Origin of the sequence: Sphingopyxis sp. Geo48 (genome assembly GCF_949769155.1) — a bacterium.
Classification (GTDB): Bacteria; Pseudomonadota; Alphaproteobacteria; order Sphingomonadales; family Sphingomonadaceae; genus Sphingopyxis.
In genome coordinates this window covers 51,788-68,668 of sequence record NZ_CATKPA010000004.1, presented here as the reverse complement: position 1 = coordinate 68,668, position 16,881 = coordinate 51,788, and the positions used below count along the sequence as shown (strand labels likewise).

The 16,881-nt window shown below is 64.8% G+C and carries 17 protein-coding genes and 1 riboswitch; of the genes, 7 read left to right on the top strand and 10 right to left on the bottom strand.

The window, feature by feature from the left end; translation table 11 throughout:
* Positions 1 to 3 precede the first annotated feature (3 nt).
* From QOL79_RS14375 to QOL79_RS14355, 5 genes are all read right to left on the bottom strand, one after another.
* Complete coding sequence (locus QOL79_RS14375) at positions 4 to 957, bottom strand: right-handed parallel beta-helix repeat-containing protein (protein WP_283420048.1); 954 nt, start codon at positions 955 to 957, stop codon at positions 4 to 6.
* Between the two features lie 142 nt (positions 958 to 1,099).
* Positions 1,100 to 3,724, bottom strand: a complete 2,625-nt coding sequence (gene metH, locus QOL79_RS14370) for a methionine synthase (protein WP_283420047.1) — start codon at positions 3,722 to 3,724, stop codon at positions 1,100 to 1,102.
* A gap of 141 nt (positions 3,725 to 3,865) precedes the next feature.
* Positions 3,866 to 4,915, bottom strand: a complete 1,050-nt coding sequence (locus QOL79_RS14365; RefSeq protein ID WP_283420046.1) for a homocysteine S-methyltransferase family protein — start codon at positions 4,913 to 4,915, stop codon at positions 3,866 to 3,868.
* Entirely contained in the window at positions 4,912 to 5,850 is a 939-nt protein-coding gene (gene metF / locus QOL79_RS14360; RefSeq protein ID WP_058455094.1) for a methylenetetrahydrofolate reductase, read from the bottom strand. Before metF ends, QOL79_RS14365 begins: the two co-directional genes overlap by 4 nt.
* Positions 5,847 to 6,833 (bottom strand): ArsR/SmtB family transcription factor, encoded by a 987-nt coding sequence (locus tag QOL79_RS14355; protein WP_283420045.1) that lies wholly within the window; start codon positions 6,831 to 6,833, stop codon positions 5,847 to 5,849. Before QOL79_RS14355 ends, metF begins: the two co-directional genes overlap by 4 nt.
* Positions 6,834 to 7,063: 230 nt before the next feature.
* Here QOL79_RS14355 and QOL79_RS14350 point away from each other — a divergent pair, with 230 nt between their 5' ends.
* The 4 genes from QOL79_RS14350 (at position 7,064) to QOL79_RS14335 (ending at position 9,415) form a co-directional block, all read left to right on the top strand.
* Positions 7,064 to 7,384 carry a hypothetical protein gene (locus tag QOL79_RS14350; protein WP_058455092.1) on the top strand — a complete coding sequence of 107 codons (321 nt, stop codon included), beginning with the start codon at positions 7,064 to 7,066 and terminating at the stop codon, positions 7,382 to 7,384.
* Between the two features lie 617 nt (positions 7,385 to 8,001).
* Positions 8,002 to 8,331 carry a hypothetical protein gene (locus QOL79_RS14345; protein WP_058455091.1) on the top strand — a complete coding sequence of 110 codons (330 nt, stop codon included), beginning with the start codon at positions 8,002 to 8,004 and terminating at the stop codon, positions 8,329 to 8,331.
* 73 nt (positions 8,332 to 8,404) lie between these two features.
* Entirely contained in the window at positions 8,405 to 8,605 is a 201-nt protein-coding gene (locus QOL79_RS14340; RefSeq protein ID WP_156416518.1) for a hypothetical protein, read from the top strand.
* Positions 8,606 to 8,637: 32 nt separating this feature from the next.
* A riboswitch (ZMP/ZTP riboswitch) is annotated at positions 8,638 to 8,719 on the top strand.
* Between the two features lie 21 nt (positions 8,720 to 8,740).
* Entirely contained in the window at positions 8,741 to 9,415 is a 675-nt protein-coding gene (locus QOL79_RS14335; protein ID WP_283420044.1) for a DJ-1/PfpI family protein, read from the top strand.
* On the opposite strand, the gene QOL79_RS14330 is transcribed toward QOL79_RS14335, so the two are convergent.
* The 3 genes from QOL79_RS14330 to groES all read right to left on the bottom strand — a co-directional run bounded on the left by QOL79_RS14330 (position 9,412) and on the right by groES (position 12,381).
* Entirely contained in the window at positions 9,412 to 10,164 is a 753-nt protein-coding gene (locus tag QOL79_RS14330; protein WP_283420104.1) for a glutaminyl-peptide cyclotransferase, read from the bottom strand. The two genes, QOL79_RS14335 and QOL79_RS14330, sit on opposite strands and share 4 nt — an antisense overlap.
* A gap of 222 nt (positions 10,165 to 10,386) precedes the next feature.
* Positions 10,387 to 12,030 (bottom strand): chaperonin GroEL, encoded by a 1,644-nt coding sequence (gene groL, locus QOL79_RS14325; RefSeq protein ID WP_283420043.1) that lies wholly within the window; start codon positions 12,028 to 12,030, stop codon positions 10,387 to 10,389.
* A 63-nt stretch (positions 12,031 to 12,093) separates the two neighbouring features.
* Positions 12,094 to 12,381 carry a co-chaperone GroES gene (gene groES / locus QOL79_RS14320; RefSeq protein ID WP_058455087.1) on the bottom strand — a complete coding sequence of 96 codons (288 nt, stop codon included), beginning with the start codon at positions 12,379 to 12,381 and terminating at the stop codon, positions 12,094 to 12,096.
* A gap of 70 nt (positions 12,382 to 12,451) precedes the next feature.
* Between groES and QOL79_RS14315 the strand changes: the two genes are divergently transcribed.
* A complete protein-coding gene (locus QOL79_RS14315) occupies positions 12,452 to 13,024 on the top strand; it encodes a hypothetical protein (RefSeq protein ID WP_156416519.1) in 573 nt (190 codons plus the stop codon).
* Here QOL79_RS14315 and QOL79_RS14310 read toward each other — a convergent pair.
* A complete protein-coding gene (locus QOL79_RS14310; protein ID WP_058455085.1) occupies positions 12,966 to 14,375 on the bottom strand; it encodes an MATE family efflux transporter in 1,410 nt (469 codons plus the stop codon). The two genes, QOL79_RS14315 and QOL79_RS14310, sit on opposite strands and share 59 nt — an antisense overlap.
* 220 nt (positions 14,376 to 14,595) lie before the next feature.
* The gene (locus QOL79_RS14305; RefSeq protein ID WP_058455146.1) at positions 14,596 to 15,165 is read right to left on the bottom strand and encodes a Pycsar system effector family protein; all 570 of its coding nucleotides are present in this window, start codon (positions 15,163 to 15,165) and stop codon (positions 14,596 to 14,598) included.
* Between the two features lie 163 nt (positions 15,166 to 15,328).
* Between QOL79_RS14305 and QOL79_RS14300 the strand changes: the two genes are divergently transcribed.
* Both QOL79_RS14300 and spt read left to right on the top strand, forming a co-directional pair.
* On the top strand, positions 15,329 to 15,565 hold the full coding sequence (locus QOL79_RS14300; protein WP_058455084.1) for an acyl carrier protein: 237 nt from the start codon (positions 15,329 to 15,331) through the stop codon (positions 15,563 to 15,565).
* 95 nt (positions 15,566 to 15,660) lie between these two features.
* Entirely contained in the window at positions 15,661 to 16,863 is a 1,203-nt protein-coding gene (gene spt / locus QOL79_RS14295; RefSeq protein WP_283420042.1) for a serine palmitoyltransferase, read from the top strand.
* Positions 16,864 to 16,881: the final 18 nt, after the last annotated feature.

Below are 16,881 nucleotides of genomic sequence, written 5' to 3'. Positions count from 1 at the left end.
GCCTCACCTCTTCTCGAAGCGTTTCAGTCCCGGTCCGATCGTGTTGGCGCCGATCGCGAGTGGTTCGCCGCTCCAGTCGGCAACGAATACCGACTGACGGCCGATCCCCTCGGGGATGCTCGCGCGATTGCCCTCGACGACCAGCCCGCGCGACGGGTTCTTGCGCTCTTCGGCGGCGACCGCGATGATCGCCGAGTAATTTTCCTTGTCGCGACCCTGCACGAACAGATTGTTCGCAATCCGGCCGACCGACCCCGACGGCAGGTCGACCATATAGTTGGTCGCCGTCCCCTGCGTATCGTCGAAGCTGTTGTCCACGATCTCGACATCGGCTGCGCGGGTCTTGAGATAATGGCCGCCGCTGCCCTTTTCGAAGCGGGTATGCGTCACCACGACGCGGCCATAGAGGCCGGTATAGACGCTGTGCGCGCAGCTGAGCCCGCGATCGCAGCGGCCGAGCCGCGAGAAGGTCGAGCGGTCGATCGTCAGCGTCGCTTCGGCGTCGTCGCCGGTGAGGATGCCTTCCTCGCTGTTGCGGAACAGGCTGTTCGCGACGGCGAGATCGCTCTGTTCGAGGCGGATGCCCGCGCCATTGCCGTCGGGGACGCGCAGATTCTGGAAGACGATGCCGTCGACCTTCGCGCCGCGCCCGCGCAGGACGAGCGCCGCCTTGCCCTCGCAGGTCACGCCGTCGAAGATGGCGCGGCCGGGCTCGACCGCGACGAAGGCGATGCGGCCGGCGGTCTGCACCGCGCAGTCGCGGTGATACCCGGGCGCGATCCGGATCGTCGCTTCGCCGTCGCCGATCGCATCGACCGCATCCTGCAGGCGGTTGAAGCCACGCCCGTCGACGCTGAAGGGCGCGCCGCCGGTCTGGGCGGGGAGCGGCGCCGGCGCGAGCAGCAGCGGCAGGGCGAGCAGCGGCAGCAACGGCCGGCGAAGGAGAGCCATGAACATGCGCGGTCTATAGCGGTTTCCGCCGCGTCCGTCGTGCCCGAAGCTGGTTAATCGCGCGCCTGTCTCGCTATCGGACGGCCCTGCATCGAGATATTAAACCGTCGTCACCCCCGACCAAATCCGGGGTGACGAGCTTTTGGTATCAATCCAGATTCGGCCGCAGCCAGCGCGTGGCGGTCTCAAGATCGACCCCTCGCCGCGCGGCATAATCCTCGAGCTGGTCGCTGCCGATCCGCGCGACGCCGAAATACTGGCTTTCGGGGTGGCCGAAATAGAAACCGCTGACCGCCGCCGTCGGCAGCATCGCGAAGCTTTCGGTCAGCACCAGCCCGGCGTTCTCTTCCGCCGCGAGCAAATCGAACAGGATCGGCTTCAAGCTGTGGTCGGGGCACGCCGGATAGCCCGGCGCCGGCCGGATGCCGCGATATTCCTCCTTGATCAGCGCCTCGTTGGTGAGCTGTTCGCCGGGCGCATAGCCCCACAGCGTCGTGCGGACATGCTGGTGCAGCCGCTCGGCGAACGCCTCGGCAAAACGGTCGGCTAGCGCCTTCAGCAGGATGTCCGAATAATCGTCCTTGTCGGCGCGGAAGCGCTCCGAATGCGGTTCGATGCCGTGGATGCCGACCGCGAATCCGCCGATCCAGTCGCCCGCGGGGTCGATGAAGTCGGCGAGGCACATATTGGCGCGGTCGCGGCTCTTCTTGATCTGCTGGCGCAGGAAGGGAAGCGTCACATGGCGCTCCTCATCGGCGAGGTGGATCGTCACGCTGTCGCCATCGCGCGCGCACGGCCAGAAGGCGCAGACACCGCGCGCGGTCAGCCATTTCTCGGCGATCAGCTTGTCGAGCATCACGTCGGCGTCGGCCTTCAGCGCTTGCGCGGTCTCGCCGACCACCTCGTCGTCGAGGATCGACGGATAGGTGCCGTGGAGTTCCCACGCGCGGAAGAAGGGCGTCCAGTCGATGCATTCGCGCAAATCCTCGAGCGACCAATCGTCGAAGCGGTGCAGGCCGGGTTGCAGCGGCGGCGCGGGCTTGTCGCTGAGATAGGCATCGTAATAGTTGGCGCGCGCTTCCTCGATACTGAGCAGCACGCTCTGTCCCTTGCCCGCGCGCACGTCGCGGATATGCTCATATTCGGACTTGTAGCCATCGACGAACGCGTCGCGCCCGGTATCGCTCACCAGCGAGGTCGCGACTCCGACCGCACGGCTCGCGTCGAGAACGTGGAGCACCGGCCCCTTGTATGCAGGGTCGATCCGCAGCGCCGTATGCACCTTCGACGTCGTCGCGCCACCGATCAGCAGTGGCAGCGTCATGCCCGCGCGCTGCATCTCCTCCGCCACCGTCACCATCTCGTCGAGCGACGGGGTGATCAGGCCCGAGAGGCCGATCATGTCGGCGTCATTCTCGTTCGCCGCCTCCAGGATCTTGCTCCACGGCACCATCACGCCGAGGTCGACGATCTCGAAGCCGTTACATTGCAGCACGACGCCGACGATATTCTTGCCGATATCGTGGACGTCGCCCTTGACGGTCGCCATCACGACCTTGCCCTTGCCCTTCGCGCCGGGTTCCTTCGACGCCTCGATGAACGGGAGCAAATGCGCCACGGCCTTCTTCATCACGCGCGCCGATTTCACCACCTGCGGCAGGAACATCTTGCCCGATCCGAACAGGTCGCCAACGACGTTCATTCCGTCCATCAGCGGGCCCTCGATCACCTCGATCGGGCGGTCCATCTGTTGCCGCATCTCCTCGGTATCGTCGACGATATGCGCGTCGATGCCCTTGACCAGCGCATGTTCGAGGCGCTTGCGCACCTCCCAGCCGCGCCATTCCTCGGCCGCCTTTTCCTGCGCGGCATCCTTGCCCTTGTAGCGTTCGGCGAGCGCGATGAGGCGCTCGGTCGGGGTCAGGTCTTCGCCTTCGACCTTGCGATTGAGGATCACATCCTCGCACGCCCGACGCAGTTCGGGGTCGATCGTGTCATAGACGTCGAGCTGGCCTGCGTTGACGATCGCCATGTCGAGTCCCGCAGGGATCGCGTAATAGAGGAAGACGCTGTGCATCGCGCGGCGGACGACCTCGTTGCCGCGGAAGCTGAACGACAGGTTCGACAGACCACCCGAAAAATGCGCGTGCGGGCAGCGGATGCGGATTTCCTTCACCGCCTCGATGAAATCGACCGCATAATTGTCATGCTCCTCGATCCCCGTCGCGACGGCGAAGATATTGGGGTCGAAGATGATATCCTCGGGCGGAAAGCCGATGCCGGTGAGCAGGTTGTAGGCGCGCTCGCAAATCTCGATCTTGCGCTCTTTGGTGTCGGCCTGTCCGACCTCGTCGAACGCCATCACGACGACCGCCGCGCCATAAGCCATGCATTTGCGCGCGTGCGCGAGGAAGGGTTCCTCGCCTTCCTTCATGCTGATCGAATTGACGATCGGCTTGCCGGGGACGCATTTGAGGCCGGCTTCGATCACGCTCCATTTCGAACTGTCGATCATCACCGGGATGCGCGCGATATCGGGCTCGGCGGCGATGAGCTTCAGGAAGGTCGTCATCGCATATTCGGCGTCGAGCAGGCCTTCGTCCATATTGACGTCGATCACCTGCGCGCCGTTCTCGACCTGCTGGCGCGCGACCTCGACCGCCGCGGTATAGTCGTCGGCGAGGATCAGCTTCTTGAACGCCGCGGAACCCGTGACATTGGTGCGCTCGCCGATGTTGACGAAGCTGGAGGAGGCGGAACTATTCTCGGTCATCGGGCTCTTCTTCTTCCTCCCGCTGGTGGGAGGGGGTGATGGGAGTCACGTGCCTCCCATCACGGGAGGGTCTGTCTCAAATCTCGGGCGACGGGGAGCAAACAGGCTCTCCCCTGGCCCCTCCCGCAAGCGGGAGGGGAATTATGCCGCCATCGTGAAGGGCTCCAGTCCCGCCAGCCGCGTACGCACCGCCACTTGCGGAATCTGCCGCGCCGGCAGCCCTTCGATCGCCTTCGCCATCGCGGCGATATGCGCCGGGGTCGATCCGCAGCAGCCGCCGAGAATGTTGACCTGGCCATGCTCGGCCCATTCGCCGACGAGCTCGGCGGTCGTTTCGGGCAGCTCGTCATATTCGCCGAGCTCGTTCGGCAAGCCCGCGTTCGGATAGACCATCACCAGCGCATCGGCGAGTTCGGACAGGACCTTCACATGCGGGCGGAGCTGCGCCGCGCCGAACGAGCAGTTGAGCCCGATCGTCAGCGGCTTTGCATGGCGCACCGCGTACCAGAAGGCTTCGACCGTATGCCCCGACAGGTTGCGGCCGCTGAGGTCGGTCAGCGTCATCGAGATCATCAGCGGCAGCTCGCGCCCGACCCTCGCCTCGGCCTCGAGCGTCGCGGCGATCCCCGCCTTGGCGTTGAGCGTATCGAAGATCGTCTCGATCAGGATGAAGTCGGCGCCGCCCTCGGCGAGCGCGACGACCTGTTCGAGGTAAACGTCCTTGAGCTCGTCGAAATCGATCTCGCGAAAGCCGGGGTTGTTGACGTCGGGCGACAGCGACAGCGTCTTGTTCGTGGGCCCGACCGCGCCCGCGACGAAGCGACGACGCCCGTCGATCGCCTCATATTTCACCGCGGTCTCACGACCCAGCCGCGCACTTTCGATATTGATGTCGGCGACGAGCGCCTCGGCACCATAATCGGCCTGGCTGATCCGGTTCGCGCTGAACGTGTTGGTCGACACGATATCCGACCCGGCCGCCAGATAGGCCTCGCCGATCGCGGTCACGACATCGGGGCGCGTCAGCGCGAGGATGTCGTTATTGCCCTTCTGATCGTGCGACAGGCCGAGGCTGCCAGCATAATCGCCCTCGGCCAGCTTGCGGAGCTGGATCTGGGTGCCCCAGCCGCCATCGGTGAGCAGGATGCGCTCCTTCGCCGCCGCCTGCAGCGCTTCGCGTGCTGATGTCATGCCGCCTGATCCTTTGCGTTCGCGACCGGCCGCAGTCCCAGCAAGTGGCAGATCGCATAGCTGAGTTCGGCGCGGTTCAAGGTATAGAAGTGGAAATCGCGGACCCCGCCGGCGTAAAGGCGGCGGCACATTTCGGCGGCGATTGTCGCCGCGACGAGCTGGCGCGCGGCGGGATGATCGTCGAGCCCGTCGAACAGCGACACCATCCACGCCGGGATCGCAGTGCCGCACATATCGGCCATGCGCCGCGTCTGCGAGACGTTCGACACCGGCAGGATGCCCGGAATGATCGGCGCGGCGATCCCCGCCGCCGCCGCCGCATCGCGGAAGCGCAGGAAGGCCTCGGGAGAGAAAAAGAACTGCGTGATCGCTCGCGTCGCGCCCGCGTCGAGCTTGCGCTTCAGATTGTCGAGGTCGGCCTCGGCGCACGACGCATCGGGATGCACCTCCGGATAGGCGGCGACCGAAATGTCGAACGGCGCCACGGCCTTCAGTCCCGCGACCAGTTCGATTGCATTGGCATAGCCATCCGGGTGCGCGCGATAGGGCTCGCCGCCGGGCACATCACCGCGCAGCGCGACGATATGGCGCACGCCCGCCTCCCAATAGGCCCGCGCGACCTCGTCGATCTCCGCGCGCGAGGCTTCGACGCAGGTCAGATGCGCCGCGGGCGGGACCGCGCTTTCGGCCGCGATGCGCGCGACGGTGGCGTGCGTGCGCTCGCGCGTCGATCCGCCGGCGCCATAGGTCACCGAGACGAAGCTGGGCGCCAGCGGTTCGAGGGTGCGGAACGTATCCCACAGCTGCGCCTCCATTTTCTCGGTCTTCGGCGGGAAGAACTCGAAACTGACGCCGATGTCGCCATCCAGATTGGCGAACAGCGGCGAGGCCGCCGCGCGGCGCGCCTCCGCCAGCGAGTTGAGGTTCGAGGTCATGCGGCCAGCCTTTTATTTTGCCCGCCCTCGGCGACGGGGGGTTGATCTTCGTCGCTGCGCCGGCGGCCGAGCCACAGCTTCACGGCCAGGTCGCCGCCTTCCAGCGTCTGGGTGGTTTCGAGCAGCAGCCCCGCCGAGGCGAACCAGCCGCGGATCTGCGCATCCGAAAAGCCGAGGCGCGCGTGCGCGCCGAGCGTGCGCAGCTCCTCATCCTCATGCGGCGCGAAATCGACGATCAGCAGATGGCCGCCGCCGCGCAGCACCCGCGCCGCCTCGGCGATCACACGGTCGGGTTCGTGCGCGAAATGGAGCGCCTGATGGATGACGATGCTGTCGGTGCTGGCGTCGGCAAGCGGCAGATGCAGGAAATCGCCCTGAACCAGGTCGATCGGCAGCGGCTGGCCCGACAGTTTCGTGCGCGCGATGCGGAGCATTTCGGGGCTGCGATCGAGCGCGGTGATCCGGCGCGCGGTGGGCGCGAAAATCTCCGCCATCCGGCCCGTTCCCGTACCGATGTCGAGCAGATGACCGAGCCGGCGATTGTGCATCATCGCGAGCATCGCGGCCTCGACCTCGCTCTCGGCGACGTGGCGCGACCGGATCGCATCCCATTCGGCGGCATGTTCGGCGAAATAGCGCTCGGCGGCCGCCGCGCGCTCGTCGCGCACCGCAGCCAGCCGGCGCGCATCGTGCGCGATCACCAGCGCCTCGCGCGCCGAAAAGGGCCAGCCGCCCGTCTGCGCGATGATATCGGCGACGGGACCCTTTTCGACGACCCGCAGGAACACCCAACTCCCCTCGCGCCGCCGCTCGACAATCCCTGCCTCGGCGAGGATGCGGACGTGGCGCGATACGCGCGGCTGGCTCTGGTCGAGCACCGCGGCCAGCTCGCCGATCGCCAGTTCCATCTCGCGCAGCAGCGCGACGACCCGCAGGCGCGTGGGGTCCGCAAGGGCGCGAAAAATGTCGAGCAGCTCGGTCATATATTCACATATAAAGCTTTCTTTATATCTGGTCAACCAGTCCGCAAGCCGCGATTTCCGCCGCTGGCGAATCGGCAGGCCCGAAATTACGACAAATGGCGGGCATCCTTGAAAAAAGGTCATTGCACGCCATTTGGCGAGGCGGTAATTCTGCCCGCGATTGGCAAGTTCACGGGATCGATTGGTTCCCATGCCGGTCGATCCGTTCAAACCGAGAGGGGTATTCCCATATGAAGAAATCGATCACTCTGTCGCTCGTTCTGGCCGCCACGATGGGCCTCGCCGCTTGCGGTGAAAAGGCTGCCGACGACGCCGCCACCACCGAAACCCCGGCGACCGAAACCGTCGAAGGCGCTGCCGACGGCGCGATGCAGGCTGCCGAAGGCGCTGCCGACGCAGCTGCGACCGCTGGCGACGCCGCCAAGGAAGCGACCGATGCCGCTGCCGCTGGCGACGCTGCCAAGGCTGCCGACAAGGCGACCGAAGCCGCCGACGCTGCGAAGGAAGCGACCGACGCCGCCAAGGGCGCGATGGAAGAAGCCAAGAAGTAAGCTTCTTTCCGGCCGTTGCGGCCGAAAGGATCGAGGGGTCGTCGGCACGCGCTGGCGGCCCCTTTCCTTTTGGCGATCATGTCGATTGCAAATTCGGCCGAGGATGACGGCTATGGGGGTGGTGAGCTGCCGTTATGGTCCTCCCCATCGACTTGCGATGGGGAGGTGGCAGCCCGAAGGGCTGACGGAGGGGCCGAGCGCGCAGCGCTCGCTAACGCCCGCCGCCCCTCCACCACCGCTTCGCGGCGGTCCCCCTCCCCATCGCAAGTCGATGGGGAGGATCTTATGGCAGCAACCGGCCGTATGCTGTCATTCGTCATCCCGGACTTGATCCCGGATCCACCGCAGCGCTGAAGTCATGGACCCCGGATCAAGTCCGGGGTGACGATGATGGATAGGTCACCTTCAGTCGAAACCGGTCATCGAAGCCGGATCGGTCGCAAATGGCAGCTAACCGCCCGATACCGGACGGTCCGTCATGCGTTTGCAAATAGCGAATCGCCCTCCTTTTCGCGCCTTTCTGCTCGGCGGATGCTCGCCGGTTGCCAAGCCGCGCATCGCCGTTTAATCTCGGCATGATGGCTTTTCGGCCATTATATTGGATAGAGGGAGACCCCATGCGCAAGATCATCATCGCCTCGATGGCCGCGGCCGCTTTCAGCCTCGCCGCCTGCTCGGAAAAGGCGCAGGAAGAAACGTCGGAAGCCGCGGGCGCAGTTGCCGACGATGCCGCCGCCGCCGGTGATGCCGCGGCCGATGCCGCCACCGACGCTGCCGACGCGACTGCCGATGCCGCCAAGGATGCCGGCGCCGCTGTCGAAGGCGCCGCCGACAAGGCCGGCAATGCCGTCGAAGGCACCGTGAACGCAGCAGGCGACGCCGCCGCGGCCGCGGGCGACAAGATTGCCGACGAAACCAAGAAGGCCGAAGCCAACGACAAGAAGTAAGTCGCAGGCTGGCCTTCTGGCTGATATCGAGGGGCTCCATCCTGCCGGATGGGGCCCCTTTTTGCTGGAGTGGATGATGCGATATTTCCTGCCCGCCGCGGCCCTTGCGATGCTGGCGGCGGGATGCAGCCGCACCGAGAATGAGCCCGGCCCCGGCGGCGTGACCGTCAGCGAGGCCAAGGCGCTCGACGATGCCGCCGAAATGCTGGAAAGCCGCGACGCCGCCGCGCCGGCAGCCGACGAGGCCGCCACCAGGGAAGAAACGGCAAAATAGTCTTCCCCTCGAAGCGCGGCGGGATTAGGATGACGCTGTCCCGCGACTGGCGCAAGAAGGTGGAGTTCCATCGGGAAGCGGGGCCGATGTAAGCCGCGCGCCTGGGTGATCCACTGCCGAAGAGGGACCATCCGCATGACCGAAACCCCGATCACCATCGTCTTCCTGCTCTTTCCGGGCATCACGCAGCTCGACTTCACCGCGCCGGCGCAGGCACTCTGCCGGATGCCCGGCGCGACCCTGGTCGGCGCGGCCCAAAGCCTCGATCCGATCGCGACCGACAGCGGCTTTGCGATCCTGCCAACGCATGATTTCGCCAGCGCGCCGCAAGCCGACATCCTGTGCGTTCCCGGCGGGCACGGCGTCGTCGACGCGCTCGGCGACGCGGCGACGATCGACTTCATCGCACGGCAGGCGGCAGGCGCCGCATGGGTCACGAGCGTCTGCACCGGTGCCTTCCTGCTCGGCCGCGCTGGGCTGCTCACGGGCAAGCGCGCGACGACGCATTGGGGCTATACGCAGTTGCTACCGCTCGTCGGCGCAACGTATGAGGCGGCGCGGATCGTCGAGGATGGCAATGTCGTGACGAGCGGCGGCGTGACCTCGGGGCTCGATTTCGCGCTCACGCTGATTGCACGCATCAAGGGCGATGCGGTCGCGCAGGCGATCCAACTCGCGATCGAATATGACCCGGCCCCGCCTTTCGCGGGCGGGCATCCCGACCGGACACCGCAGGCGATTACCGACGGCCTCAAAGGGCGCGTCTATGATGCCGCGGCGGCGCGGATGGAGGCGGCGCTGAGAGCCTAACCGCAGTCGGCGAGCGCGATCTCGTAAAGCTTCGGCCAATATTTGCCGGTGACGAACAGCCGCTTCTTCTTCGCGTCCCACGCGATGCCGTTGAGCACGCTGTCGCCGCCCGTCGCACCCGCATCCTGCCTGAGCCCGGTCAGATCGATGTAGGATTTGATGTCGCCGCTCGCCGGATCGATGCGCACGATCAGGTCGGTCATCCAGACATTGGCCCAGACCTGACCGTCGATCGTTTCGAGCTCGTTGAGCATCGCGAGCGGACGTCCACCGAAGCGGACGGTGACGCGCTTCTGTTCCGTCATCGTCGCGGGATCGAAAAACTTGAGCTCCGACGATCCGTCGCTGAGGACGAGGCTGTCCCCGACCATCGTCACGCCCCACCCCTCGCCGTCATATTTGAAGGTCCCGAGCGGCTTCAGATCCTTGATCGACCAGCGATGCCCCACACCATTCTGCCAGGTTACGCCGACGATCTGGTCGCCCCAGCGGGTGATGCCCTCACCGAACTGGTCCGACGGCAGCTTCGTCTGGATCAGCGCGCGACCGGTCTTGAGGTCGAGCCGCGCGACGCGCGACTGGCCATATTGACCGGTGGCTTCGTAGAGATGCCCCTCGTCCCAGAAGAGGCCCTGGGTGAAACTGGTCGCATCGTGCGGGTAGCCTTGCACGATGCGATAGCCGCAGCGTTCGATCGGAGCGGGATCGGCGGCGATAGCGGATGCGGCAAGGGCGTAGAGCAGAAACATCACGTCTAGCTATGTTGCCCGAGGTGAACTGGCAATGCCCCGGCCATCCTATTTCGATATCCTCCTTCGTCATGCCGGACTTGATCCGGCATCCATCGCCACGACCGCTTGAATGGACCCCGGATCAAGTCCGGGGTGACGATGAGAGAGGACAGGAAAAAGGGCCGGAGGATCGCTCCCCCGGCCCCGTTTCTAGTTGGCTGAGCGCCGAACGGTACGGACTTAGAAGTCCATGCCGCCCATGCCGCCCATGCCGCCGCCGCCCATCGGCATCGCCGGCTTGTCTTCGGGCGTCTCGGCAATGCCGGCTTCGGTCGTGATCAGCAGGCCGGCGACCGAGGCCGCATCCTGCAGCGCGGTGCGGACGACCTTGGTCGGGTCGATGACACCGGCCTTGACCAGGTCTTCATAGACGTCGGTCGAGGCGTTGAAGCCGAAGTTGCTGTCGTTCTGGTCGAACAGCTTGCCCGCGACGACGCCGCCGTCGAAGCCCGCGTTTTCGGCGATCTGGCGAACCGGAGCCTGCAGCGCGCGACGGATGATGTCGACACCGCGGGTCTGGTCTTCGTTGACGCCCGACAGGCCTGCGAGGGCCTTGGTGGCGTACAGCAGCGCGGTACCGCCGCCGGGGACGATGCCTTCCTCGACCGCGGCGCGGGTCGCGTGGAGCGCGTCGTCGACGCGGTCCTTGCGTTCCTTCACTTCGACTTCCGAAGCGCCGCCGACCTTGATCACGGCAACACCGCCGGCGAGCTTCGCCAGACGTTCCTGCAGCTTTTCCTTGTCGTAGTCGCTGGTCGTCGTTTCGATCTGCGCACGGATCTGTTCGACGCGGCCCTTGATCGCGTCATGGTCGCCAGCACCATCGACGATGGTGGTGTTGTCCTTGTCGATCGTGACGCGCTTCGCCTGGCCGAGCATGTTCAGCGTAACCGACTCGAGCTTGATGCCCAGGTCTTCGCTGATCATTTCACCGGCGGTGAGGATCGCGATGTCCTGCAGCATCGCCTTGCGACGATCGCCGAAGCCCGGTGCCTTGACGGCAGCGACCTTCAGGCCGCCGCGCAGGCGGTTGACCACCAGCGTTGCGAGCGCTTCGCCTTCGATGTCTTCGGCGATGATGAGGAGCGGACGGCCCGACTGCACCACGGCTTCGAGGATCGGAAGCATCGACTGGAGGTTCGACAGCTTCTTTTCGAAGATCAGGATGTAGGGATCGCTGAGCTCAACGAGCATCTTTTCCGGGTTGGTGATGAAGTAAGGCGACAGATAGCCGCGGTCGAACTGCATGCCTTCGACGACGTCGAGCTCGAAATCGAGACCCTTGGCTTCCTCGACAGTGATCACGCCTTCCTTGCCGACCTTTTCCATCGCTTCGGCAATCTTGTCGCCGACTTCCTTGTCGCCATTGGCCGAAATGATGCCGACCTGGGCGATTTCCGACGTCCCGGCGACCGGCTTCGACTGGGCCTTGATCGTTTCGACGACTTTGTTCACCGCAAGGTCGATGCCGCGCTTCAGGTCCATCGGGTTCATGCCGGCGGCAACCGACTTCATGCCTTCGCGGACGATCGCCTGGGCGAGAACGGTCGCGGTGGTGGTGCCGTCGCCGGCCTTGTCATTCGCCTTCGATGCGACTTCGCGCAGCATCTGGGCGCCCATATTCTCGAACTTGTCCTTGAGTTCGATTTCCTTGGCGACGGTGACGCCGTCCTTGGTGATGCGGGGCGCGCCGAAGCTCTTGTCGATCACGACGTTGCGGCCCTTGGGACCGAGGGTGACCTTCACCGCGTCGGCGAGGGTGTCGACACCGCGCAGGATGCGTTCGCGCGCGTCGCGCGAGAATTTGACGTCTTTAGCAGCCATGGGCTTGTTCCTTTCAAAGGCGCAGGAAACTGCGCAACTTCACTCGAGATTCGATCAAATCACTCAGGCGATGACGCCGAGGATGTCCGATTCCTTCATGATCAGCAGCTCTTCGCCGTCGACCTTGACTTCGGTGCCCGACCATTTGCCGAACAGGATGCGGTCGCCCGACTTGACGTCGAGCGGCGTGACCTTGCCGTCTTCGGCCTTGGCGCCGGAACCGACGGCGACGACTTCGCCTTCCTGCGGCTTTTCCTTGGCGGTGTCGGGGATGATGATGCCGCCGGCCGTCTTTTCTTCGGCTTCGATACGGCGAACGAGCACGCGGTCGTGCAGCGGACGAAATTGCATGGATATCCCTCCAGAGATGCAATGGATGTCGTTTTAGCACTCACGGGGCGCGAGTGCTAACAGCCGGCATATGGGTGGGGGTTGTGACAGCGTCAAGGCGATTAAGGGAAAATTTTCGGCGGCGCGTTACGCCGCTGAGATGGGGTACGAAATTCCGATCATCAAGGGCAGCGACGCCACCGATCTAACGGTGCTTCGAAATGATGCGCAGTTGCTGCGATGCGATTTTTTGGACGCCTTTGCCCGCCTCGAATCGGCGGTTATGCAATATATCGGCAGGACCGATGTGAAGGCGAGTCCGGGACAGCCATTCAGCCAGAAGCTGACCCTTCTACAGAAGGCGCGCGATCGGTTCCGCAACCCGAAGCGTCTCGACGTTCGCGTTGCAGCTATCCAGCAGCTTCTACCTGTCAGAGCCGATATCGTCCATTCGGTGCTCGAAGTCGCACTCGTGTTCGATGGCCGGACGGTGACCAGCCGGCTGAGTTTCCAGAATTCATCGAACGCGCAGCGCCCGCCGATGCTGACCAGTCGTGACGAACTGGTCGCGATGACCCGGCGCCTCAACCAGCTGGCGCACCAATTCAGCCAGCAGCGATTGAAGGAAGCAGCCCCAATCGCGCCCGCATCCGCCAGCGCGTAAGCAGCAGCGCGGCCACGACGATCAAGCCCACGGCGAGCCCGATCCAGACGCCCACGCCCTGAAGCGGCGTCCAGAAGCCGAGGTAGATCGCGGTGCCATATCCGGCGATCCAGTAGCCACAGACCGCGATGATCATCGGCACGCGCGTGTCCTGCAACCCGCGCAGCACGCCAGCCGCGACCGCCTGCGCACCGTCGAACAGCTGGAACGCCGCGGCGACGACGAGGAACTGCATCGCGAAACCGACCAGTGCAGCGTTGCGCGCGGCATCGACGTCGACATAGATCGACAGGACGAGCGACGGGAACAACCACATCAGCATCGCGGTAAAACCCATGAAGCCGATGCCGAGCGCGAGCGAGGCATAGCCCGCGAGCCCGATACCGCGATGATCCTGCGCACCATAAGCCAGCCCAACGCGGATCGTCGCCGCCTGCGCGACCCCGAACGGGATCTGGAACGCGAGCGCGGCGACCTGCAGCGCGATCGTGTGCCCGGCAAGCTGCGCTTCGCCGATGCGCCCCATCAGGAAGGCCGCGCCGGTGAACAGCCCCGCCTCGGCCAGAATGGTCAGGCTGATCGGGGTGCCGATGCGCAGCATCTCGACGAAGCGGCTCCATTCGCTGCGCCACCAGTTGCCGAACAGGCGATAGCGGCGCAAGCGCCGGTCGCTCTGGATCACAACGACATAGGCGAGCAGGATCAGCGTACTCGTGATGATGCTCGACAGCGCCGAACCGTGGAGGCCGAGCGCGGGCATACCGAGGTGACCGAAGACGAGCGCCCAGTTGCCGAGCGCATTGGTGCCGAGCGCAAAGAAAGTGATCATCGTCGCGATCGTCGGGCGACCCAGCGCCGAGACGAAAATGCGCAGCACCGCCGCCGCGATCATCGGGAACATCCCGAGCATCAGGATCAGCAAAAAGCTCGCCGCGCGCGTGGTCAGCTCCTCGGGCTGCCCCGTCGCGCGCATGATCGGCCCGCCCGCCGCGCAAACGGCCATGAACACCAGCGAAACGAGCGCGCTCAGCCACAGCGCCATGCGAACGGTGCGGCGCACCTCGCGCACGCTATGCTTGCGGCGACCGAGTTCTGCGGCGATCAGCGGCGCGGCGGCGCTGACGAGGCCGGTGCCGGTCCAGAGCAACAGACCGAAGATCGAAACCCCGAGCGACGAGGCCGCCAGATCCTTGTCGCCGAGCCGGGCCACGAAAATGACGTCGATCGCGTGGACCATCATCTGGAGCAAGTTCGCCGCCGCCAGCGGCACGGCGAGCGCCAGCGTCGCGCGAAACTCGGCGCGGAAATCCTGCGGGCGATCCGCAGTCAGGGGGTGGGCCTGCTCCAGCATAGCCGGCCCGGATAGGCGGGACGGCTTGGGGGTTCAAGTGTGGTCCGGCGCGGGCGGTTTATTTGTCTGCAGGGGGTGGCACAAAGGCAACAGCAATGCATCTGCCACCATTTTCATCGTCATCCCGGACTTGACCGGGGATCCATTCCTCCAGCGCCGCGTGAGTGAATCCCGGATCGAGTCCGGGATGACGAATGATATTACCTGGTGCGTCGCTGCATCATCCCACCCGCAGCATCGCCATCTCGACCCCGAAGGCCACGAAGGTCAACGTCAGCCCCGTCACGAACAGCCGGTACGCATAGGCAAGATACCGATATTTGCGCCGCGCCAGCACGATCCCGTTCTGATAGGTGTCGCGCAGCATAGCCTCGTACATATCCTCTTCGCTGCGCAGGCGCGCCTTGACCGCCGCGATATATTCATCTTCCTCCATCTGCTCGAAGCGGCCGAAGAACAGGATATTGCTGTGGTCCTTGCCGTCCTTGTAAACGACGGGCGGTGCCTTGCCGACACGCGGCAGCACCGCCGAAACCGCCAGCAGCGCCGAAAGGAACGAGAAAGTCGCGAGGATCGTCAGCGGCATCGCGAGCGCCCCGCCGCCCGAGCGCGCCTGCCCGACCGCGAGCGTGAAGACGACGAAGGTCGCGCCCATCAGGATCGACGCCTTTTGATCCGCCATCTGCGACAATTGCATCGTGATCTGCTGCGTCGTGCGGACGAGATGCACCGCGTTGGACGGAAAGCCCGTCGCCGGCTCCGGCGTCACGCTCGATTTTTCGCTGTCCATAAAGTCCTGTCCCCTGCCCGAAGGCTTCAGCGACCCGTGATCGGGATGGCATGAAGCGCCGCGAACGGCAAGATGCTGCCCGATTCCCGCCGCATTCGCTTGCCAAGCGGTCAGCATCGCGGCATTCCCGCGCGCAACTTTCTTCCATTATGGGACGCACCAGATGAGCACCGCCCTCAAGGACCAGATTTTCGGCCTGATCGAACCTTTCAACAAGAAGGGCGTCGCGCTGACCGACGCCACCACCTTCGCCGGCGATCTCGAATGGGACAGCCTGACCGTGATGGATTTCGTCGCCGAGGTCGAGGACACGTTCGACATCATCATCAGCATGAACCAGCAGGCCGAGATCGAGACGGTCGGCCAGTTGGTTGCGGCAGTCGAAAAGCTGCAGGGCTGACGCATCCGTGATCCCCGGCGAAAGCCGGGGCCCATCGCGACGACGCACCACCCATCTGGACCCCGGCTTTCGCCGGGGCACACGGAAGAACTCAAATGACCGACCTCTTCTCGAAATTCGACCCGCTGATCCAGCAGCGCGAGGATCTGCTCGCGACCGGCGTCACCGATCCGTTCAGCCTGGTGATGGAAAAGGTGATCTCGCCGACCGTCGCGATCTGCAACGGGCGCGAGACGATCCTGCTCGGCACCTATAATTATATGGGCATGACCTTCGACGAGGATGTCATCGCCGCGGGCAAGGACGCCCTCGACAAATTCGGCAGCGGCACCACCGGCAGCCGCGTCCTCAACGGCACCTATCAGGGGCACAAGGAGTGCGAAGAGGCGCTCAAGGAATTTTACGCCATGGATCATGCCATGGTGTTCTCGACCGGATATCAGGCGAACCTCGGCATCATTTCGACGATTGCGGGCAAGGGCGACTATGTCATTCTCGACATCGACAGCCACGCATCGATCTATGACGGATGCAAGATGGGCGACGCCGAAATCGTCGCTTTTCGCCACAACGATGTCGAAGCGCTCGAAAAACGGCTGAAGCGCCTGCCCGCCGAGGCGGGCAAGCTCGTCGTGCTCGAGGGCGTCTATTCGATGCTCGGCGACATCGCGCCGCTGAAAGAGATGGTCCGCATCGCCAAGGAAAATGGCGCGATGGTCCTAGTCGACGAGGCGCATTCGATGGGCTTCATCGGCGAACATGGCCGCGGCGTCGCCGAGGCGCAGGGCGTGATCGACGATGTCGACTTCATCATCGGCACCTTTTCGAAGAGCGTCGGCACCGTCGGCGGTTTCTGCGTGTCGAACCACCCGAAGTTCGAGATCATGCGGCTCGTCTGCCGCCCGTATGTCTTCACCGCCTCGCTGCCCCCCAGCGTCGTCGCGACCGCGGCGACGAGCATCCGCAAGCTGATGCACGGGTCGAACAAGCGCGCGCACCTGTGGGAGAACAGCAAGAAACTCCACGCGGGCCTCCTCGCGCTCGGCTTCCAGCTCGGCACCGAAGAGCCGCAGTCGGCGATCATCGCGGTGATCATGCCCGATCTCGAACGCGGCGCGACGATGTGGGAAGCGCTGCTCGAGGAAGGTCTGTACGTGAACCTTGCCCGTCCGCCCGCAACCCCCGCGGGGATGACCCTGCTGCGCTGTTCGCTCTGCGCCGAGCACACCAGCGACCAGGTCGACGAGATCCTCGGCCGCTTCGAGCGCGCGGGCAAGCGCGCGCAGATCATTGGCTGAAGCGGACTGCCGCGCCGA